The organism is Bacillus nitratireducens, from assembly GCF_001884135.1.
Taxonomy (GTDB): domain Bacteria; phylum Bacillota; class Bacilli; order Bacillales; family Bacillaceae_G; genus Bacillus_A; species Bacillus_A nitratireducens.
Genome location: NZ_MAOC01000019.1, coordinates 79757 through 100620, shown reverse-complemented (window position 1 = coordinate 100620; position 20864 = coordinate 79757). Strand labels below are relative to the sequence as shown.

6 protein-coding genes are annotated in these 20864 nt (G+C 35.8%); 1 reads left to right on the top strand and 5 read right to left on the bottom strand.

The features are described from left to right. Positions 1-30: 30 nt before the first annotated feature. Positions 31-891 (bottom strand): GNAT family N-acetyltransferase, encoded by an 861-nt coding sequence (locus tag BAU23_RS05355; RefSeq protein ID WP_071733709.1) that lies wholly within the window; start codon positions 889-891, stop codon positions 31-33. A 122-nt stretch (positions 892-1013) separates the two neighbouring features. Here BAU23_RS05355 and BAU23_RS05350 point away from each other — a divergent pair, with 122 nt between their 5' ends. Continuing rightward, complete coding sequence (locus tag BAU23_RS05350) at positions 1014-16046, top strand: DUF11 domain-containing protein (protein WP_071733707.1); 15033 nt, start codon at positions 1014-1016, stop codon at positions 16044-16046. Between the two features lie 138 nt (positions 16047-16184). Here the strand turns inward: BAU23_RS05350 and BAU23_RS05345 are convergent, their stop codons facing one another. From BAU23_RS05345 to BAU23_RS05330, 4 genes are all read right to left on the bottom strand, one after another. Next, the gene (locus BAU23_RS05345; RefSeq protein WP_071733705.1) at positions 16185-17732 is read right to left on the bottom strand and encodes a glycoside hydrolase family protein; all 1548 of its coding nucleotides are present in this window, start codon (positions 17730-17732) and stop codon (positions 16185-16187) included. Positions 17733-17824: 92 nt separating this feature from the next. Continuing rightward, positions 17825-18877: a glycosyltransferase family 4 protein gene (locus tag BAU23_RS05340; protein ID WP_001023689.1), complete on the bottom strand. Its 1053-nt coding sequence runs from the start codon at positions 18875-18877 to the stop codon at positions 17825-17827. Continuing rightward, positions 18874-19674 carry a glycosyltransferase family 2 protein gene (locus BAU23_RS05335; RefSeq protein WP_000237698.1) on the bottom strand — a complete coding sequence of 267 codons (801 nt, stop codon included), beginning with the start codon at positions 19672-19674 and terminating at the stop codon, positions 18874-18876. Before BAU23_RS05335 ends, BAU23_RS05340 begins: the two co-directional genes overlap by 4 nt. Further along, a complete protein-coding gene (locus BAU23_RS05330; RefSeq protein ID WP_000429893.1) occupies positions 19649-20863 on the bottom strand; it encodes an O-antigen ligase family protein in 1215 nt (404 codons plus the stop codon). Before BAU23_RS05330 ends, BAU23_RS05335 begins: the two co-directional genes overlap by 26 nt. Between the last annotated feature and the right edge of the window lies 1 nt (position 20864).

Genomic DNA, 20864 nt, shown 5'->3' with positions numbered 1-20864 from the left:
AAAGAATCCTTTTCACGAAAGGATTCTTTTTTATCCAAAAATTTGCGCTGCAATACTGTATAGTTCTCCATTTCTTTTCAAAAATTGATCACTATTTTTCATCATAATTGGTGGTGTATTAACCTTTTGAAAACCAGTAATCTCTAATTCTTTCATGAAACCTTTCTTTCCTTCTGGTACATCAATTCTTAATTTACCATGATGCTCTCTTGCTAAATAATGTACAATTCTCATTGCCATCGCATCATTTTTAGCAACGACTGGTCCTAATATTTTATTTTCTGGTGTTTGTATACTTAAACCGTAACCTAATACATTTTGTTTGTTGTCCTTTACAACGATGCACTGTTCACTTTGGATAATTCTTTTCTTTAAAAATGCTTTTCTATTTGTTCCAAACGCATATTCATCTATTTTTATTATTTTTTCTAAATCACACTCTTCATAATTTATCATATAATCTTCATTTCCTACACAATGGTCATTCGCATTGTACGAGTTACATATGTATTTAGAAACATAACTAACAGCCCTGAATCCTAGATTTTCATATAAATTTTTTCCCTCATCCGTAGTAATAAGCATAATGGGGGTTTGAGCTGATACGCTTTTAACACATGAATCCGTTATTATCTTTCCAATCCCTCTTCCTTTATAATCTGGATGTACAATTACCATTCCTATTGATGCTAACACTTCTCCGTATAATATTATTGTAGCGCTTGCAATAAGTTTTTTTCTCTCATTCCATACGCCGTATACAATACCGGAGTTAAAAATCGTTTCAACTTCTTCTCTGTTATAATCCCATCCAATATAAGAAGATAGTGCAACAATATCCTCTGTATCTTCTTTCCTCAGACGCTCCACTCTAATTTCCAATTCAATCATACTCCATCCCCTTATCTAGACATTTAAATCATTATTATCAAATCAACTCGTACATGTTTCCCTTTATTTGTCACACACATATCCTATTTTGACCAAGACTATATTGTAAATGAGGTGACAACATGCCCATTACGAATCGATTTTCTACCACCACTAACGGCGCACTCGCTATTACAGGAAACACACTAGGTTTAAGTAAAATTAGCAATCTAAACCGTGCTGGTACAATCGGGGCAATTGGTGCATTCGTAACTACGAATACCGCTTTACAAGTACCTACTTTTCCTACTGGTACAACATTAAACTATACACAAAATAGTTCTACCGCTCTTTTAAATATCCCTGCTGGTAGTACTATTCTTTACGCAGAACTCGTTTGGGGTGGAAACTATTTATCTCGGGATCAAAACATTACGAGTGTATTAGGAAACCCCGTTTCTTTTACAACACCTGTGTCAACATACTCAATTACCCCTTCGGCTGTTACAGCTTCAAATCAAACTTTCGTTTCTGGATCTGTCACATTTGGATTTTATACACGTTCAGCAGATGTAACCTCACTCGTTCAAGCTGCTGGATCTGGCTCTTATACAACAGGTTCTGTTCCTGGACTTGTAGATCCTTTAGACGCTTCTAATGGAGCCATTAATTCTGCAGGATGGACGCTTATTGTCGCTTATCAAAACGGTTCCTTACCCGCAAGAAATTTAACAATTTACGTAGCTGGTAACCGTGTTTCTGTAGAAACCGGTAGTGCAGATGTATCTGTCTCAGGGTTTTTAACACCTGCCGGGGGACCTGTAAGCGGGAGATTATTTTTAAGTTCTACTGAAGGGGATGCTGATTTAACTGGGGATCAAGCTTTATTTGGACCAAATTTCAGTTCATTAACAGCATTATCTGGGCCAAATAATGCTGTTAATAATTTCTTCGGTTCTCAAATTAATAATGCTGCAGGGAACTTAGATACAACTGGTACATTTGGAACGCGAAACCAGAGTGCTTCTACAGGTACAAATATCTCCGCTGGAAGACAAGGATGGGACATTACTTCCATTGATATTTCTCCTTATTTAACAAACTCCCAAGTATCTGCCGCAATCCGTTTAACTACTAACGGAGACGCGTATATGTTAAATACAGTCGGTTTACAAATCAATATAAACTCACCTAATATACAAGCAACGAAAAGCGTGAATAAAAGTGTCGCTACAATTGGGGATATTCTAACCTATACAGTTACTGTTCCTAACACCGGGCTTCTTCCTGCCAATAACGTTACTTTTACAGACGTTCTCCCTAACGGTACTTCCTTTATACCTGGGACTGTAACAATAGATAATGTCCCGCAAACAAACGCAAATCCTGCCGCCGGTATATCTCTTGGGACAATTAATAATGGCTCTTCTCGTACAGTAGCTTTCCAAGCGACTGTCGTTTCTCTTCCAAGTCAAAATCCTATCTCTAACACTGCTAATATTACATTTCAATATACACCAATTGCCGGAGGAACGACTTTTAACGGTCTTGCAACAAGTAACTCTGCAGGAACACAAATTAACCTCGCAGATATTAATGGGACAAAATCAGTTAACAAACTTTTTACCGATATTGGCGAAACATTAACTTACAGTATTGCCTTGGCTAATATAGGAAATATCGCTGCAACGAACGTTATATATACGGATCCGATTCCTAGCGGGACTACTTTCATTCCAGGGAGCGTAACTGTTAACGGGGTTACTCAAGGGGGAGCAAATCCTGCTAATGGTATATCAATTGGATCTATTGCTGCAAATTCTACTACTACCATTTCATTTCAAGTATTCGTTCCTTCTATCCCCCAAACAAATCCAATATTAAATAGTGGCACAACAACATATCAATATATTCCTGTGCCAAATCAACCGGCAGTAAGCGGGACTGATACGACGAATATTGTCTCCACTCAAGTGAATAATGCTACTGTAACAATGACGAAAGCAGTAGATAAAAATTATGCAGATATTGGTGATACACTAACGTACACCGTTTCCTTTACAGGTACAGGTAATACGAATGCGAACAACGTTATTTTTACAGATATCATTCCTACTGGAACCACTTTTGTTCTCAACAGTTTAACAATAGATGGCACGACACAAGTTGGCGCAAATCCAGCTAACGGTGTGAATATAGGATCCATCCCAACTGGCACAACCAAAAACGTTTCATTTCAAGTAGTAGTTAATACAATACCTGCGTCAAATGTCGTATCTAACGGATCAAGCGCTTCTTATCAGTACACCGTCAACCCTAGCCAGTCGCCCGTTACGAAAAACATTTCTTCTAATCTCGTTTCTACTCAAATTAACAATGCGAATTTATCATTAACAAAATCTACAAATAAACAATTCGCCACAATTGGCGAAACGATAAGTTATACAATCCTTATTTCAAACAGTGGAAATACGCCCGCTAATAACGTTCAACTAACAGATCCACTTCCAAATGGAACGATATTGACTCCAGGTACTGTAACGCTAAACGGCGTCTTGCAAAATGTAAATTCTATCATTGCCTTACCTATCGGCACAATTCCTGGTGGAGCTACTTTCAACTTATCCTTCCAAGTAACAGTCATCAATATTACTGCACAAAATCCTATCATTAATAACGCTTTTTCCTCTTATATTTACACTGTAAACCCAAGCCTGCCACCAAATTCAAAAACAGCAAATTCTAATTCTGTTACATCAACAATTAGACTAGCAGATCTTCATGCCATTAAATCTGTAGATAAAACATTTGCGGAAGTTGGAGATGAATTAACTTACACCTTTGCTGTTACAAACGATGGAAACGTTGCAGCGAACAACGTATTACTATCTGATTCCATTGCGAATGGTACTTCCTTTGTACCGAACAGTGTTATAGTTAACGGTGTTACTCAGCCGGGCGCAACACCAGCTAGCGTTAATATTGGTAGCATCAATGCTAATACTACAATTACAGCTTCATTCCGAGTATTAATAACTAGTATTCCAAACCCAAATCCTATTTCAAATAGCGCTTCCATCTCCTATAACTTTATTGTTGATCCAAATGCTTCACCTGTAAGTAAAAATACAACTTCAACTACTACATTTACTCAAGTAAACGATGCAAATGTCATTTCGGCAAAAACAGTGGATCGAGAGTTCGCTACCGTTGGAGATATATTAACTTATACCGTTATTTTAACGAATGCAGGAAGTGTTTCTGCTGATAGTCCAACTTTCGTAGATACAAACCCAGATGGCACTACCTTCATTCCAAACACTTTCCTTATTAACGGTGTACTTCAAAATAATGCAGATCCAAATATAGGTGTTCCGTTACCTGCCATTCCTGCTAACGCCTCACTTACGGTCTCTTATCAAGTAACTGTCACCTCTTTACCAGTCCAAAATCCAACGACAAATTCATCTAGTACACAATATAGTTTTATTCTAAATCCAGGCGATCCGCCAACTATAGAAACATCTTTAAGTAACACTGTAAGTACACAAATTAACTTAGCAAACGTAGTTATTGTCAAACAGGTAGATCTAACTATTGCTGATGTTGGGCAACCAATCACATATACAATTTCCTTAGCTAACCTTGGCAATACTACAGCAAATAATGTTGTTGTTACCGATATACTTCCTGCTGGTACAACTCTCGTACCAAATAGTATTTTTATCGGTGGTGCTTTACAGCTAGGCGCAGACCCAAGTACCGGGCTTCAAGTCGGCTCCATTCCTGCAGGTGGTTTTACAACGATTGTTTTTCAAATAAGTGCAAATGGGATACCTTCACCAAATCCAGTTCAAAATAGCGCTTCACTTCAATATAGCTTTATTGCTGATCCAAATTTACCTGCTGTTGTGAAAAACACTACTAGTAATATAGTAACTACACAAATTAATACTGCTAATATTGTTGCTACGAAACTAACGAGCACAAATTTCGCTGATGTTGGCGATGTCATAACGTATGCAACGATTTTAACGAATAACGGCAATATCCCTGCCTCTAGTGTAACGTTTACAGATATCATTCCAGCTGGTACCATCTTCCTTCCTAATACTGTAACGATTAACGGTGTCCCTATAGCCAACGCAAATCCTGCTAATGGTATTTTTATAGGTACGATAGGAGCGAATTCATCACGAACCGTTGCATTCCAAATTTCCGTACCAACTATCCCTGCTGTAAATCCGATTACGAATCAATCAGGCACAACATTCCAATATACGTATGATCCATCCAAACCAGCTGTCATGCAAATGGTTGCTTCTAACATTGTACAGACAACTATTAATAATGCCTCAATTGCCGCTACAAAATCTGCAGATAAACAGTTTGCTAACGTAAATGAAATTATTACGTACACAACTACTTTAGCGAATAACGGGAACACACTTGCATCAAACTTAGTATTTACAGATGCAATTCCAAGTGGGACGTCATTTATTCCTAATAGTGTAACAGTAAATGGGAATGTACTGCCTAATGTAAATCCAGCGAATGGAATAGCAATTGATCCAATAAATCCGAATGCAAATACGATAATTTCATTCCAAGTACAAGTAAATTCCATCCCGAATCCGAACCCAATCCCTAATCAAAGTAATACAGCATACCAATATGTCGTAAATCCTAACTTACCTCCAACATCCGCCAATGCGTTAAGTAATGTAATAACAACTCAAATTAATAACGCTACGATCGTCGCTACTAAATCAGTGAATACACCGACAGCTGCAATTGGAGATATCGTTACCTATACGATTGCAGTTACGAACACTGGAAATATCCCTGCTAGTGCAAATGTTTTAACGGATGGGCTTGGCGCAGGAGCTTCATTTATTCAAAACTCCGTAACTATCAATAATGTTCCACAACCAGGATTAGATCCATCACTCGGTATTCACTTAGCAGATATTCCACCAGGAGATACTGTATTTATTGCTTTTCAAGCACAAATTTTAGCGATACCGCCTGGTGGCACATTAACAAATAACGCCCTTGTAAATTATGAATATACAGTGAATCCAAACCAATCACCTGCTGTTGGTAGTACAATTACAAACACAACGGTTACTCCAATTATTGATGCTACTCTATCTATAAATAAAACTGTCAATTCAACATTCGCTACTATTGGAGATACACTTACTTTCACTTCTACCATTACTAATTCCGGTAACACTACCGCAAACAATGTTATTTTTACAGATTTAATTCCAGATGGTACAGCGTTTATTCCAAATAGTTTTACAGTAAATGGAACAACCATTCCTAATGCAAATCCACAAAATGGTATCAATATCGGTAACATAAATTCAAATGCATCAGTTATACTCAGCTTTCAAGTAAACATTACAACGATTCCAAATCCTAATCCAATCCCTAATAAATCATCGGTTCAATATAGTTTTATTGTAGATATTAATGAACCACCTGTTTCACGAACAGTTCAATCCAATAAAACTTTTACACAAGTAAATACTGCTTCCGTTATCGCAACAAAAACTGCAAGCAGTACATTTGCTGCTGTCGGAGATACAATTACGTATACAACTACTCTCACTAATAGCGGAAATACTACCGCAAACACACCTGTTTTTATCGATATATTGCCACCTGAACTTTCATTCGTTCCTGATAGCGTACAAATTAATACGATCCCACAACTCGGATTTAGACCAGATAGCGGAATTTCTTTAGATTCAATTCCAGTTGGAGGAACGACAACCATTAGCTTCCAAGCTATTATCGGTTCAATACCGAATCCAAACCCTACATTGAACCAATCTAGCACAACATACTCTATCATTGTGGATCCTACCCAGCCACCAGTGACAGAAACAGCTACAAGTAATCCAACTTTAGTGCAAATTAACGAAGCAATTATTCAAGCAACAAAAAGTGTCGATCGGCTATTTTCTGACATCGCGCCTGGAAATTCATTTTTAACGTATACAGTTTTATTAGAAAATGTCGGGAACGTGACCGCTACTAATATCATTTTTACAGATTCGATTCCAAATAATACAGTATTTATAGAAGATAGCGTTCGAGTAGGTGGGGTTTTATTACCTGGAGTAAATCCAGCTAACGGGATACCAATTGGGGATATTATTGCAGGAGATTTTATTAACGTCACCTTCCGCGTGCAAGTAGTTAGCATTCCAAATCCGATTTTCACAATTGGACCTGGGGGGCCAAACTCGCCAGTTGTAAACGGCGCTTCTATTGATTATCAATTTATGACAGGATCTAATTTGCCCCTAGTTTCAAGAAGTACAACATCTAATTCTGTTTCGACACAAATAAATTCTGGGGAAGTTGTGGCAATTAAATCTGCAGATAAAACTTTCGCGACGATCGGCGATACAATTTCTTATACAATTACATTAAGTAACCCTGGAAATGTCACTTCACAAAATATAATTTTCACAGATATTTTACCTGACGGAACAACATTTATTTCCGGGACTCTTACAAGCGATTCTGGTACACAGCAAATTGGAAATCCAGCTAGCGGGATACAGATTGAAAATATAAATCCAGGTGGAACGGCCATTATTACTCTCAACGTACTTGTTACAAACATTCCAAGTATAAATCCAATTTCTAATTTTAGTTCTGTACAATTTGCACATGTGGTCGATCCTAGCCAACCTGCCGTATCACAAACGCATGTATCTAATGCAGTTTCAACAACAATTAATAGCGCAATATTAAATACAACAAAAACTGTTGATAAATCTATTATTTCCGTCGGTGATACACTTACGTATACAACGACTATTACGAATACAGGAAATACACCAGCAACGAATATAACATTCACAAGCGCTATTCCAGCTAGCACTACATTCATACCAAATTCAGTTACAGTAAATGGAGTTCAGCAACCTGGTGCGCAACCAGCACTTGGAGTAAATTTACCAAATATCGCACCCGGTGAAACAGTAACTGTTACTTTCCAAGTAAATGTTATTTCTATTCCCCCTTCAAGTTCGATTATGGATAATGACACAATTTTATATTCTTATACTGTTGATCCAAGCGGAGCTCCTGTTACAACTTCTACTTCAACGAATATCGTTACAAATCCTGTACTAGATGCTATGTTAACGATAGTAAAATCGGTCGATCAAACGCTTGTAACACTAGGTGATACGATTACCTATACAACAATTTTAACGAATAACGGTAATACAAATGCAACTACTATTACTTTCACTGATCTTATACCAGATGGTACAACGTTTATTACCGATAGCGTTACAATAGATGGCATCACACAAATCGGACTCGATCCTAATACTGGTATAACAATTGGATCAATTGCTCCTAACAGCTCCATCTCTATAGCATTCCAGGTTACCGCTACTTCTACACCAGTCCAAAATCCTATTGCCAATTCCGCGACTGCATCTTACACATTTATCGCTGATCCAAATGCACCGATTGTTTCAAGAAATGCTACTTCAAACACAACGTTTACTACAATTAATACAGCTACCATTCTTTCATCGAAACAAGTTGATAAAGCATTTAGCAGCATCGGAGACACACTCACCTATACTGTCACTTTAACAAACAATGGAAATTCCTCCGCACAAAATGTTATATTCACAGATACTGTGCCAAGCGGAACTACTTTTATTACAAACACATTTTCTATTAATGGAATTCCTCAAAGTGGTGCAAATCCAGTGAACGGTGTAAATATCGGACCTATAACAGCTGGGTCTACAGTAAATGTTTCCTTCCAAGTAAACGTGATCTCATTACCAACTGAAAATCCAATTGTCAATTTCTCATCGACATCGTACCAATTAGTCTCACCGCCTGATGCAGAAACTTCAATTAGTAATCCTGTTTCAACACAAATTAGAGAAGCCATATTATCTATGACGAAAAATGAAAGTGTATCCTTTGTAGATATCGGGCAAACTGCTTTTTACACTACTTCTATTGCCAATGTAGGCAATACGGATGCAACTAATATTGTATTCACAGATGTATTACCAAGCGGACTCACATTTGTTCCTAACACATTAACTGTCGATGGCATTTTACAACCTAATGCGGATCCAAATACAGGTGTATTACTTGCAGCACTTCCACCAAATGAAATATATAGTATCGTTTTTCAAGTTACAGTGAACAGCATTCCACCTATTAATCCAGCACCGAATACAGCATCCACGACTTATGATTTTACTGTTGATCCTGTTAATCCTCCCGTTTCAAGCACAGCTAATTCTAACACTACGCTTCTCCAAATAAATAACGCAAATATTATAAGTACAAAAACAGCAAATCTTACTTTTGCAGATGTTGGTAATACAATAACATTTACACTTAACCTTCCTAATACGGGGAATGTGGCTGCAACTGATGTTACTGTTATCGATATACTTGATAGCAATTTAAGTTTCGTTCCAAACAGTTTCACAGTTAATGGGCAAACCATTCCAAACGCTGATTTATCTACTGGTGTAAATATCGGTTCAATTAATGGTGGGAACACATCAATTGTCACATTCCAAGCCATCGTTTCAACCCTCCCAATCAACAATCCTATTTCTAATTCGGCCCTTACCACTTACCGTTATATTGTTGATCCAGATCAGCCATTCATTTCAACTTCTAATCAATCTAATACAACGACAACACAAGTTAATAGCGCTATCCTTACTGCACAAAAAAATTCAAATGTGGCAACAGTAGATATTGGGCAAGATATTGTCTACTCAGTTACGATTACAAATAGCGGCAATGTTAGTGCGACGAATGTTATTTTTACCGACCTAATTCCAGACGGAACTTCCTTTGAACCGAATAGTTTTACACTTAACGGAACTACCATCCCAAATGCAGACCTAATTACAGGCGTTCCAATTGGTAATATCGCGCCAAACCAGTCTGTCATCGTAGCATTTCATATTAATGCCGATGAAATTCCGCCTATAAATCCAATTACCAATCAAGCTAGTGTTGGTTTCCAACATATCGTCAATCCAGCTAATCCTCCTGTTTCAAAAAACATTACTTCAAATAGTGTTACAACAACAATTGAAAGTGCTATTTTAAACACTATTAAAATAGGAGATAAAGCTTTTGCAACGATCGGTGATACGATTACGTATACAACCACTATTACGAATACAGGAAACATCTCTGCTAACAACGTTGTTTTCTCAGACCCTATACCTTCGTGGACACAATTTGTCACAGGATCAGTTATTGTTGACGGCACTCCATTACCATCTGCTTCTATCATTGACGGTGTTGGTATAAATACAATCAGTCCAAATCAAATTGTAACAATTGTATTCCAAGTTCAAATTGTAAGCAATCCAACAACGTTCACACCTGAACTCCAAAACTTAGGATTTGTTAACTTCCAATATAACGTAGGCAATTCATTACAAGCCCAGCCTGGCAATGTGGAAACGAACGTCTTCGTTACTTCTATTAATTCAGCGATACTTTCAGCTGTAAAAACTGCTAATACAGCCTTTGCAAATATCGGAGACACAATCACTTATACAGTTTTGATTCAAAACAGCGGCAATACAAACGCTACGAATCTAAATTTCTCAGATCTTATTCCAGCTGGAACGACCTTTGTTGAAAATAGTTTTTCTGTAAATGGAAGTATCATTCCAGGGGCAAATCCAAATAACGGAGTTAATATCGGAACCGTTAGTACGAATAGTTCCTTAACTGTTACTTTCCAAGTCATAGTTGCATCTACTCCACCTTCAAACCCAATTACAAACGTTGCATCTATTCAATTCACATTCATTGTTGATCCGACTGCTCCTCCTGTTACAAGCACAATAAATTCTAATGGCTCTTCAACACAAATTAATAACGCTACCGTTACTACTGTTTTAGAAGCAAATCGAACAATCGTATCTATCGGAGATGTAATTACGTATACAGCAACATTAACGAATACTGGAAACTTCCCTGCAAATTCTGTATTACTCATAAATGGAGTTCCTGAAGGGGCAGTATTCGTTCCAAATAGCGTTACGTTAAATGGAATTTCACTTCCAAATACAAGTCCAACTCTCGGTATTCCAGTTGGTATTATCGCACCAGGTGATTCAGCTACTATTACGTTCCAATTCCTTGCAAGTTCTATACCACCGCAAGGAGCGATTATAAATCAAGCACTTACAAGTTACACGTATATTGTCGATCCAAGTCAACCTCCAGTTACAGCAACATCTTCATCTAATACGGTGAATACAGCTGTCGTTGATGCATCCTTATCTGCAATGAAAAATACAGATTCTCTCGTACAATCTACTAACGGTACAATCACTTACACAGTAGTCGTTCAAAATAACGGAAATACAACTGCAAATACAGTTACTTTAACAGATTTGCTCCCAGAAGGAACCGCATTTATTCCGAATAGCGTTACCATTAATACCGTTTCAGTTCCAGGTGCCGATCCAAACGTAGGAATACCATTAAACTCCATCGTACCATCAGAAATCGTCACCGTCACATTCCAAGTTATCGTTCAATCCATTCCAAGCGTGAATCCAATTTCTAATACAGCCCGTATTGACTATACTTTTGTCGCCGATCCAACTGCTCCTAGCATCTCTCGAACAATTACATCTAATCCAGCTTTCACGCAAATTTCGGATGCAAATATCCTTTCTTTAAAAGCAGTCAATGCACAGCAAGCAACAACTGGCGATATTTTGACCTACACGATAACATTAGAAAATAACGGAAATATCTCAGCAACTAATCTCTCATTTTTAGACTCTACTCCAAATGGGACTACATTCGTAGAAAATAGTTTTACACTTAACGGAACTACTATACCTGGTGCAAATCCAAATGTAGGTGTTACTTTGCCTGACCTTGCAGCAAACGCTACTCACCTTATTTCGTTCCAACTTCTTATTAACAATTCACTCTCGCAAGATTCTATTACAAATCAATCCAATACAACATATACAATTCAACCAGATCCAAGCCAGCCGCCTATTACTGAAACATCTACAAGTAATATTGTCATTACAAATTTTGTGCAAGCACAATTGACAATTACAAAAACGTCCAATCCAATAACTGTAGATATCGGCGGAACTATACTTTATATTTCTGAAGTGAAAAATATCGGCAATGTTGACGCAATAAATATTATTTTTACAGATTCTATTCCAGCTGGGACTACATTCGTTCCCGATAGTGTCACAATTAACGGTGTCCTGCAGCCAGGTGTAAATCCAGAAAACGGAATACCAATTGGAACCATTCCAGCAAACAGTTCCAAGACAATACTATTTCAAGCACAAACAAATAATCCACCTACTGAAACCGAAATTGTAAATCAATCATCTGTAAATTACCAATATGTAAGTATCCCTACAGCTCCACCAGTAAATCGCTCTGCAAATTCTAATATCGTTACAACATCACTTCAAAATGCAAATATTATTTCTGTTAAAAACGCGGATGTAACTTTCGTATCAATCGGGCAAATTATTACCTATACAAATACACTACAAAATATAGGAACCGTTCCAGCTAACAATATTGTGTTCATTGATAACATTCCAGAAGGTACGATATTCATTGAAGATAGCTTAACAATAAATAATGTGATTCAGCCTGGCGCGAATCCAGAAAACGGAGTAAATCTCGGCACGATACAACCAAATGAAACAGTCACTATTTCATTCCAAGTACAACTTACAAGTATACCTTCCAGCAATACGGTCATTAACATTTCAGACACTTCGTATGAATACCAAATTGATCCTAGTTCTCCGATTATTCAGCGTAGATCGTTATCAAATGCAGTAAACACTGAAGTGCGAACGGCAAATGTTAGTGCAATTAAATCCGCTAATAGATCCATTACACGTATCGGCCAAATTATCACCTATACAGTCGCAGTTACAAACGCTGGTACAGTACCTATTACAAATGCACTACTTATTGACGCAATTGCAGCTGGAACCACATTCGTTCCAAATAGCATCCTTGTAGATGGCATACCAAGACCTAACGAAAATCCAATTACTGGAATAATTATTGGTATTATCCTTCCAAATAATACGATTATCGTTACGTTCCAAGTAAATGTAGTCTCTATACCTTCACAAAATAATATTAATAATATCGCTGTCATTCACTATGAATATCAACCGGATCCAAGCTCACCACCAATTTCAGAAACGACCTCTTCCAATAGTACAAATATACAATTTATTGACGCTATTCTTATCGCTACAAAATCCGCTAATAAAGTATTAGCTAATATTGATGAAATCATTGAATATACAGTATTAATCCAAAATAACGGATCCACTACAACTAACTCCATCTTTTTTACAGATACTATAGAAGATGGAACAGTATTTATTCCGGGAAGTGTAATAGTTAACAATACTGTACTTCCTGCAGCAGATCCGAATATCGGCTTTTCCATTGCTAATATCGCGTCAGGTCAATCGACAACAATAATATTCCAAGTTTTCGTTACGAATTTACCTGCTGTAAATCCAACACCTAATACTGCAAATATCGTCTATGACTTTATTTTCAATCCTGACTTTGCACCAATTCAAAAATCTACTACCTCCAATACTACTTTCGTTCAAATTAATGATGCTGATATCGCTTCACTTAAAACTGTTGATTTGACTTCTGTAACGATTGGTGACATTTTAACTTATACAACAACTTTAACGAATACAGGGAATACGGATGCTACTGCTGTTGTATTTACAGACAATATTCCTGATGGAACAATCTTTATAGACGGTAGCGTTTTAGTAAATAACATTCCGCAGCTTAACGCGGATCCAAGTACCGGTATACTTGTAGGAACGATTGCTCCTAACATTTCTATCCCAGTCACATTTTCTGTTACCGTCGTAGCTCTTCCAGCTAGCGGTCGTATTCAAAATCAATCTGCTTCCCGCTATACAATAAACGGGGAAGAACAAATATCGACTAGTAATATTACCTTCACTGAATTTATTTCTGCTAATGTAATTGCGACAAAAACAACGCCTATCCAATATGCTGACCTACAAACCATTATCCCTTATACAATTTCCATCATAAATAACGGAAATATACAAGTGGAAAACATTATTGTTACAGATATCATCCCAGCAAATACGAGCTTTATAGAGAATAGTGTTATTGTAAATGGCAACGCTCGTCCAAATGACAACCCACTTAACGGTATACAAATTGATAACATTCCGCCTAATACGACAGCAACTATTCTATTCCAAGTACGGGTTACTTCGATTCCACAAACAAATCCAATCTCTAACACGAGTACAATTGAATACCAATACACTGTACCGAATCGACCGCCTATTACCGAAACTATTATTTCATCAGCTGCTGTAACAGAAATTAATCATGCGAATTTGAATAGTAATAAAGCTGTTGACCTTGCATTTGCAACGGTTGGTGATACGTTAACGTATACGATTACATTAAATCAAACTGGTAATGTTGCAGCAAATGATGTAATCATTCAAGATATTATTCCTCTAGGTACTACGTTTATAGAAAATAGCGTCATTGTCAACGGAGAAACTCTTCCGGGAGTTAATCCAGTAAGCGGCATACCAATTGGCACTATAATTGTAGGTGGAAATACTATCGCTTCATTCCAAGTAACTGTAACTTCTATTCCAACACCAAATGAGCTCAACAACAAAGCAATTACTACTTTTAACTATATAGTCAATCCAAATAACTTACCTGTTACAAATACGACTACAACAAATACTGTGACAACAACTGTCCAAAATGATAATGTCGTTGCCATAAAGTCTGTTAATGCCACGAATGCATTACCTAGTCAAACTTTAACGTATACAATTACGATTACGAATAGTGGTAATGTGACTATTGAAGATCTTCTTGCCATAGACACCGCACCAGTAGATACGACCTTCGTTACGGGCAGCGTTACGATTAACGGAATCAATCAACCTAATGAGAATCCTGAAAATGGTATTACGTTAGGAAACCTTGCTCCTAAGGAATCTGCTATCATTACGTTCCAAGTAACAATATCTCCTTCGACTCTTCAATCTGTAATTAATAACGATGCTTCTGTTTCCTATACCGTTACCATTGATCCGAATGAACCGCCTATTACAATTACAAAGCAAACAAATACCGTTACAACAACACTGATTGAGCCAATGATTAGCATTGAGAAAAAAGCTGACAAATCTATTGTCGTTACAGGGGATATTATTACATTTACATTAGAGGTATTTAATCATTCCCCAATTCCTACAGTAAGTACTTCCGTTTTAGATATAATTCCGGCTGGTACAACATTTATAGAAAACAGCGTAACAATTAACGGTACTCCGGTTCCAAATGTCCGTCCAGACACTGGTATTAATATCGGCGCTTTACCTGCAGGTTCAGTAGCAACGATAACATTTCAAGTTCTCGTAACTTCTATTCCTTCAAACAGTACAATTATCAATTCTGCAACAGTTACAGCTGCTTTCCAATTGACACCACAGGACCCAGTTATTACTTTCATTGTTAATTCGAACATTGTTCGTATACCAGTTCAATTTGTTACTGCAACAGTCACGAAAAACGCTTCCGTTAGCTCAGCTTATTTAAATCAACATTTTGATTATACGGTGCGTATTACAAATACTTCCGAGATTTCACTCTCAAATATTTCCTTACAGGATACCATTCCAGCAGGTTTACAATTTATAAACGGCACTGTCTTTATTAACGGTGAACGCTCTCCACTAGCGAATCCGAATATCGGTTTCCTAGTCGCTACTAATTTGGAACCAAACGAAACAATTATCGTGTTATTCACAGTACAAGTGATAAGTCCACCTGTTAATAATGAATTTAAAAATACGGCCAATATTTCATTACAACTTCAAGTCTCCCCTACCGACCCACCAATTACAGTAACCGTTACAAGCAACGAAAACATCGTCACCTTTGTTCCAGACAATCCAGATGAAACACTTCCAAATTTAAATTGTTTCTTTGACGGTGAACGTTTTATACGCATTACTCCTCGGAATATACGAAACTACTTTTGGACTTGGATTTGGTGGCGGTAATCGAAAAAATAAAAAGCTTGTAGTTTGATAACATTCAAACTACAAGCTTTTTTCATTCTACAGACTACACGTCCTCTTTTAAAACGAATTCATCACACCACCTAATACTTGTACAACTTATACAAAGAGAAGAACATCTCAAGTTATTTTAGTTGTAATAAGCTGACCCGCTTCATTTATAGTAACTTTCCATTTTACTCCACCAGCAGTTTTCATAATTACACCTTTACTTGCTTCTAACTCAATATCTCCAAACATTCTTCCACCAGTTGTCGCTAACCAAGCATTTCCATTTTCCATAGAAGACCTTGCAAAAATACGATTAATTCGAAAACGCTTATGGTCTTGAGAGTACCCACTCAATGTAATTCTTACTTTATATAACTGATTAGCTTTCATATTCGATATAATTGTATCTCCAACATTTAATGGAACATCTGCCGCGATAATCCAACTCCCAGTTGCACTTAATGCATATTCAATTTTAATTTTTTTGGGGCTCTCTCCCCATCCAAAGTACATCCCAATACAATTCAACATTTTAATCGGATTTTTCGTAAAGTCCAATTCAATAACAACTGGATTACTATCTGGAACATCGATATAATTCACACTTTGTTCATCTATTAAATTAAAACAATTAGCGATATTTCCTCCGTAAGGCAATTTCCCACTTACTTGCTTAACACTATACTTCAGCTGGGCATTTACTAAAATATCATCTTGATTTCCTATTAAATGTGGTTTATTCAGCGTCAAAGGTAACTGAACCCGAAGTGATTCTTCATAAGTAGACTTACAAACATTGTATTGTCCGTTATCTACAATAGTTGTTGAAAGTAAATTTGAAAAAAGGTAGTTACGATGGGAATTAGAAGAAAATTCAATTACTATTTGTTCACTACTCATCCTGTACGTATCCCAAATCATACAGTTGAATGTATTATAAGCACCTGAACAACGAATTGCTTTTTTCGTTTGTTGTCTACATTGCACTTGAATATCATGAAACGTATTTCCTGAACTTTCATTTGGTAAATCACTATTCCCATCTACTTCTATTCCATACTGACATCCATCAATAAATATAGATTGAAATACATTTGCGTTAATCCAGCAAGGTGTATTTATATTGTCTACATATTCCGTTTTTAAATATATTGCAGTTTGAAAATTTTTAACTTGAACATAGTTAACTTGAAAGAAACTAATATAATCCCACGCTTTTTGACAATAAAAATGTATAGCTTTTCCTTTATATGATGGTGTGGTATTTATTATATTTATATTTGATATGACAGATTGATTAGGCACTTCTATTTGTTGTGAACCGGAAACATAAATAACAGATGACTGAAATACTTGATTAATAACTTGAATAGTACCGCCAGTTATAGAAGCATTACTTTGTAACTCAAACGCATTAAAATCTCCATCAATTTGCAGCGTTACGGTAGGATCTAACTCTAATCTTACGTTGGATTTAATAACAATCGGCTTCAATATTTTATACGTATTAACCCCTGTAATTCTTACCGTTGAAATTCGGTTCGCTACACAATAATTAATCGCTTGTTGAATCGCTAACGAACTATCACTTCCTGAATTCGGAACTGCACCAAAGCAATCAATATGAACACTATTTTCTGGCGCACACTCCTCTTGTGAAGAAATATATTCTGACAAAATAAATTCACTCCTCATATTGCCTTTTTCATATAATATGTGAGTTCTCTCTTAAAAGTTTGTATCATAAAAAAAACAAACGACCTCCACGGTCATTTGTTTAATTCATATATATCCTTCGTTTCTTCTACCATTTTAGTTAACGAGAAATTTCTTTCCGCTTTTTCTCGCGCTTTCACTCTAATATCATTCACCTTTTCTTCATTTCCTTGTAATTCCTCCAGCACGTCTGCAAATTCAGATTCGCAATATTCAGTTATTAAAACACCTGATTCTCCATCTATTACCGCTTCATTTATTCCACCGACATCTATTGAAACAATTGGTGTTCCTGTAGCCATTGCTTCAATTACTACCATTGGAAACACTTCACGAAAAGATAATAAAAGTAATACATCCATATTTCCTATAAACTTATGTGGCTCTGAAATATTTCCTAACATCTTTACACTTTGTAGCAAGTCATATTTTTCCATTTCTTTCATAATAGATTCTTTCTCTGGTCCATCACCAGCAATATAAAACATAAAATCATTTCTCTTTTTCAACACATTTGCAATTTTAATAAATAGTTGATGATTTTTCTCCTTGGATAATCTAGCTAATATACCTACTTTATAAGTAGATTCTTTCTTTTTCTGCTGGAATAAAAATTTTTCAATATCCACACCGTTGTAGATTGTCTTTACTTTCTCTTCAGCTACATGAATTGAAATTAAGTTATTCTTTTCAAATTCACTTACTGTAATAATATTGTTCACATATTTATTCATGACATAACGAAAAAGAATTGGCATTTTCTTTTCTAGTATCGTTACATTATGTTTCGTATACACGATTTTTATCTTTCTTTTAATAAACTTTTGAAGTAGAAAAGCATATAATACCATTCGCAAACTATTTGCATGAATAAGTTCTATCTTTCGTTTATAAATCTCTTTTCGTAAGTAATGAATATTTCTCAAATGATTCCATCGACTAAGTAACATGAAATTTTCTTTTCTGGTAAGAGATTGATATAATTCTCCCTCACCTGCAGCTGTATAAACCGTAATGTTTTCATATTGCAAATTGTTTTCCAATTTACAGAAGTAGCTCTCGGCTCCACCAGTTATCAATTTATCTGTCATCAATAATATATTCATACTTGCGTCTTCCCAACTACATTGATTTTATTTTTTCTGTAAGCATGATAAGCATACTTACTAAAATAAAAAAAGGTTTGCAATGAATTAAGTGGTTTTTGTGCTCTTAACAGCTTCCAATATCGGAAGGCCGCCCTTATTTTATTTCTCGAAACAGAATTTGTAACAATCCTATATTTTGCCAATACTTGCTGTATCCCTTTCGCTTCATATCCTTTACTTAACAAGTTCAGCCATAATGCTGTATCTTCAGGCTGCACACTAGGCATTTCAATACAAGGAATTTTCTCACGATCAAGCATCACTGTTAAACACCCAATAATTGTGTTTCCTACTAAATAATGATAATCAACAAATTCCGGTACGTTCACCTCTTTATTCAGGGCATTACTATTTTCATCAATTAAACTATAGGACGTATACGAAAACGCAACATTCATTCCTTCCATAAATAACAATTGCGTCTCCAATTTATTGGGTAGCCAAATATCATCACTATCTAAAAAGGCAATATACCTTCCTCTCGCTTCTTTAATCGCTATATTCCTAGCTTTAGCAGCACCCATATTTTCTTCTAATGATAATAACCGAATTCGCGAATCCCCTTCTATCATCTCTTTAATTTTTACAAATGAGTGGTCCGTTGAAGCATCATCAACGATAAGCATTTCCCAATTTTTATAAGATTGACTCTGCACAGATGTGATTGTCTCACCAATAAAACGTAAACTATTATAAGAAGGTGTTATTATAGAAACACAAGGCGCCTCGTTATGTACTGATAGACACTTTACCATCTATCATTCCCCTTCCTTCATATGTTGAAATGTATTTCACAACAACTGCTAAAAATAAAAAGAAAGCTTCGTTAATAATAAGTGACAATGACATCATCTGAAATAAAAATGCAATCATAGTCAATAAAAGATATGGTTTTTCACGAAATAAGTTATACTTAGTCAACTTCACCATTAGAATACATAAAAAAGCACTATATAAAAGGAAACCAATTGTACCCGATTCAGATAAAATTTCTAAAAATGTATTGTGTACATATAGTTTTTCATTGAACTGATACTCATAATAATTCGAAAAATTAAAAGCACCGATACCAATATATGGATTAGATAAAAAATATTTGAAAGCAGCTTCCCATAGTGTAAATCTGCCACTCCCATTATCGTGCGAAAAATCAGAAATCCGATCATGTAATATATCATCTAGTTTTCCACCCATTACTACATTCGCTAAACTAAAAATAACAATACTAAATATTACTAAACCTATTACTATTTTCACTTTTTTAGCAAAGCTGGACATACATATATATACAACCAGAACAAGCGCAATTGCTAAAATCCCACCTCTTGAAAATGTTAATAAACTCGTCGTAACACATAAAACCAATCCGATGACGTTGGTCATGTTATATAAATTTGTCATATAATACATAAAAAATATCGTATTATAAAAAATAAAAATGTTAGGATCATCTAATAACCCAATTAACCTCGGATATCCTCTATCTACTAATAATCCAGCATAAATTTCTCTCTCTTCTCCGCCAGATAATCCAAAATGTTGTAACCCGACTATATAAAGTATGAGACTTACAATATTAAATACTAATCCTACATAGACAATGGCTGACTCGAGCACTACTATTTCGGTGTTCCCCAGTAAATTCCTCATAATAAAATAACATCCTAAAACAAGCAATACGCCAAAAATCATACGAATACTAGCACTTAAATATATAGAAAGAATACCACTTAAACAATAAATGAAATAGAACAGTAAAAATACCACTTCATGAAAATATAGCTTTTGAATATGAAAGTCTTTAATTGTTAAACAAAAATAAATGACTAAGAAAATCATATATATTTTCAAGGAAAATCCTATATATATATTGTATTTACTTAACATAACAAACAAAATTAAAAGAAAAATCCATTTCATCGAAATTTGCATATTATTTTCCATA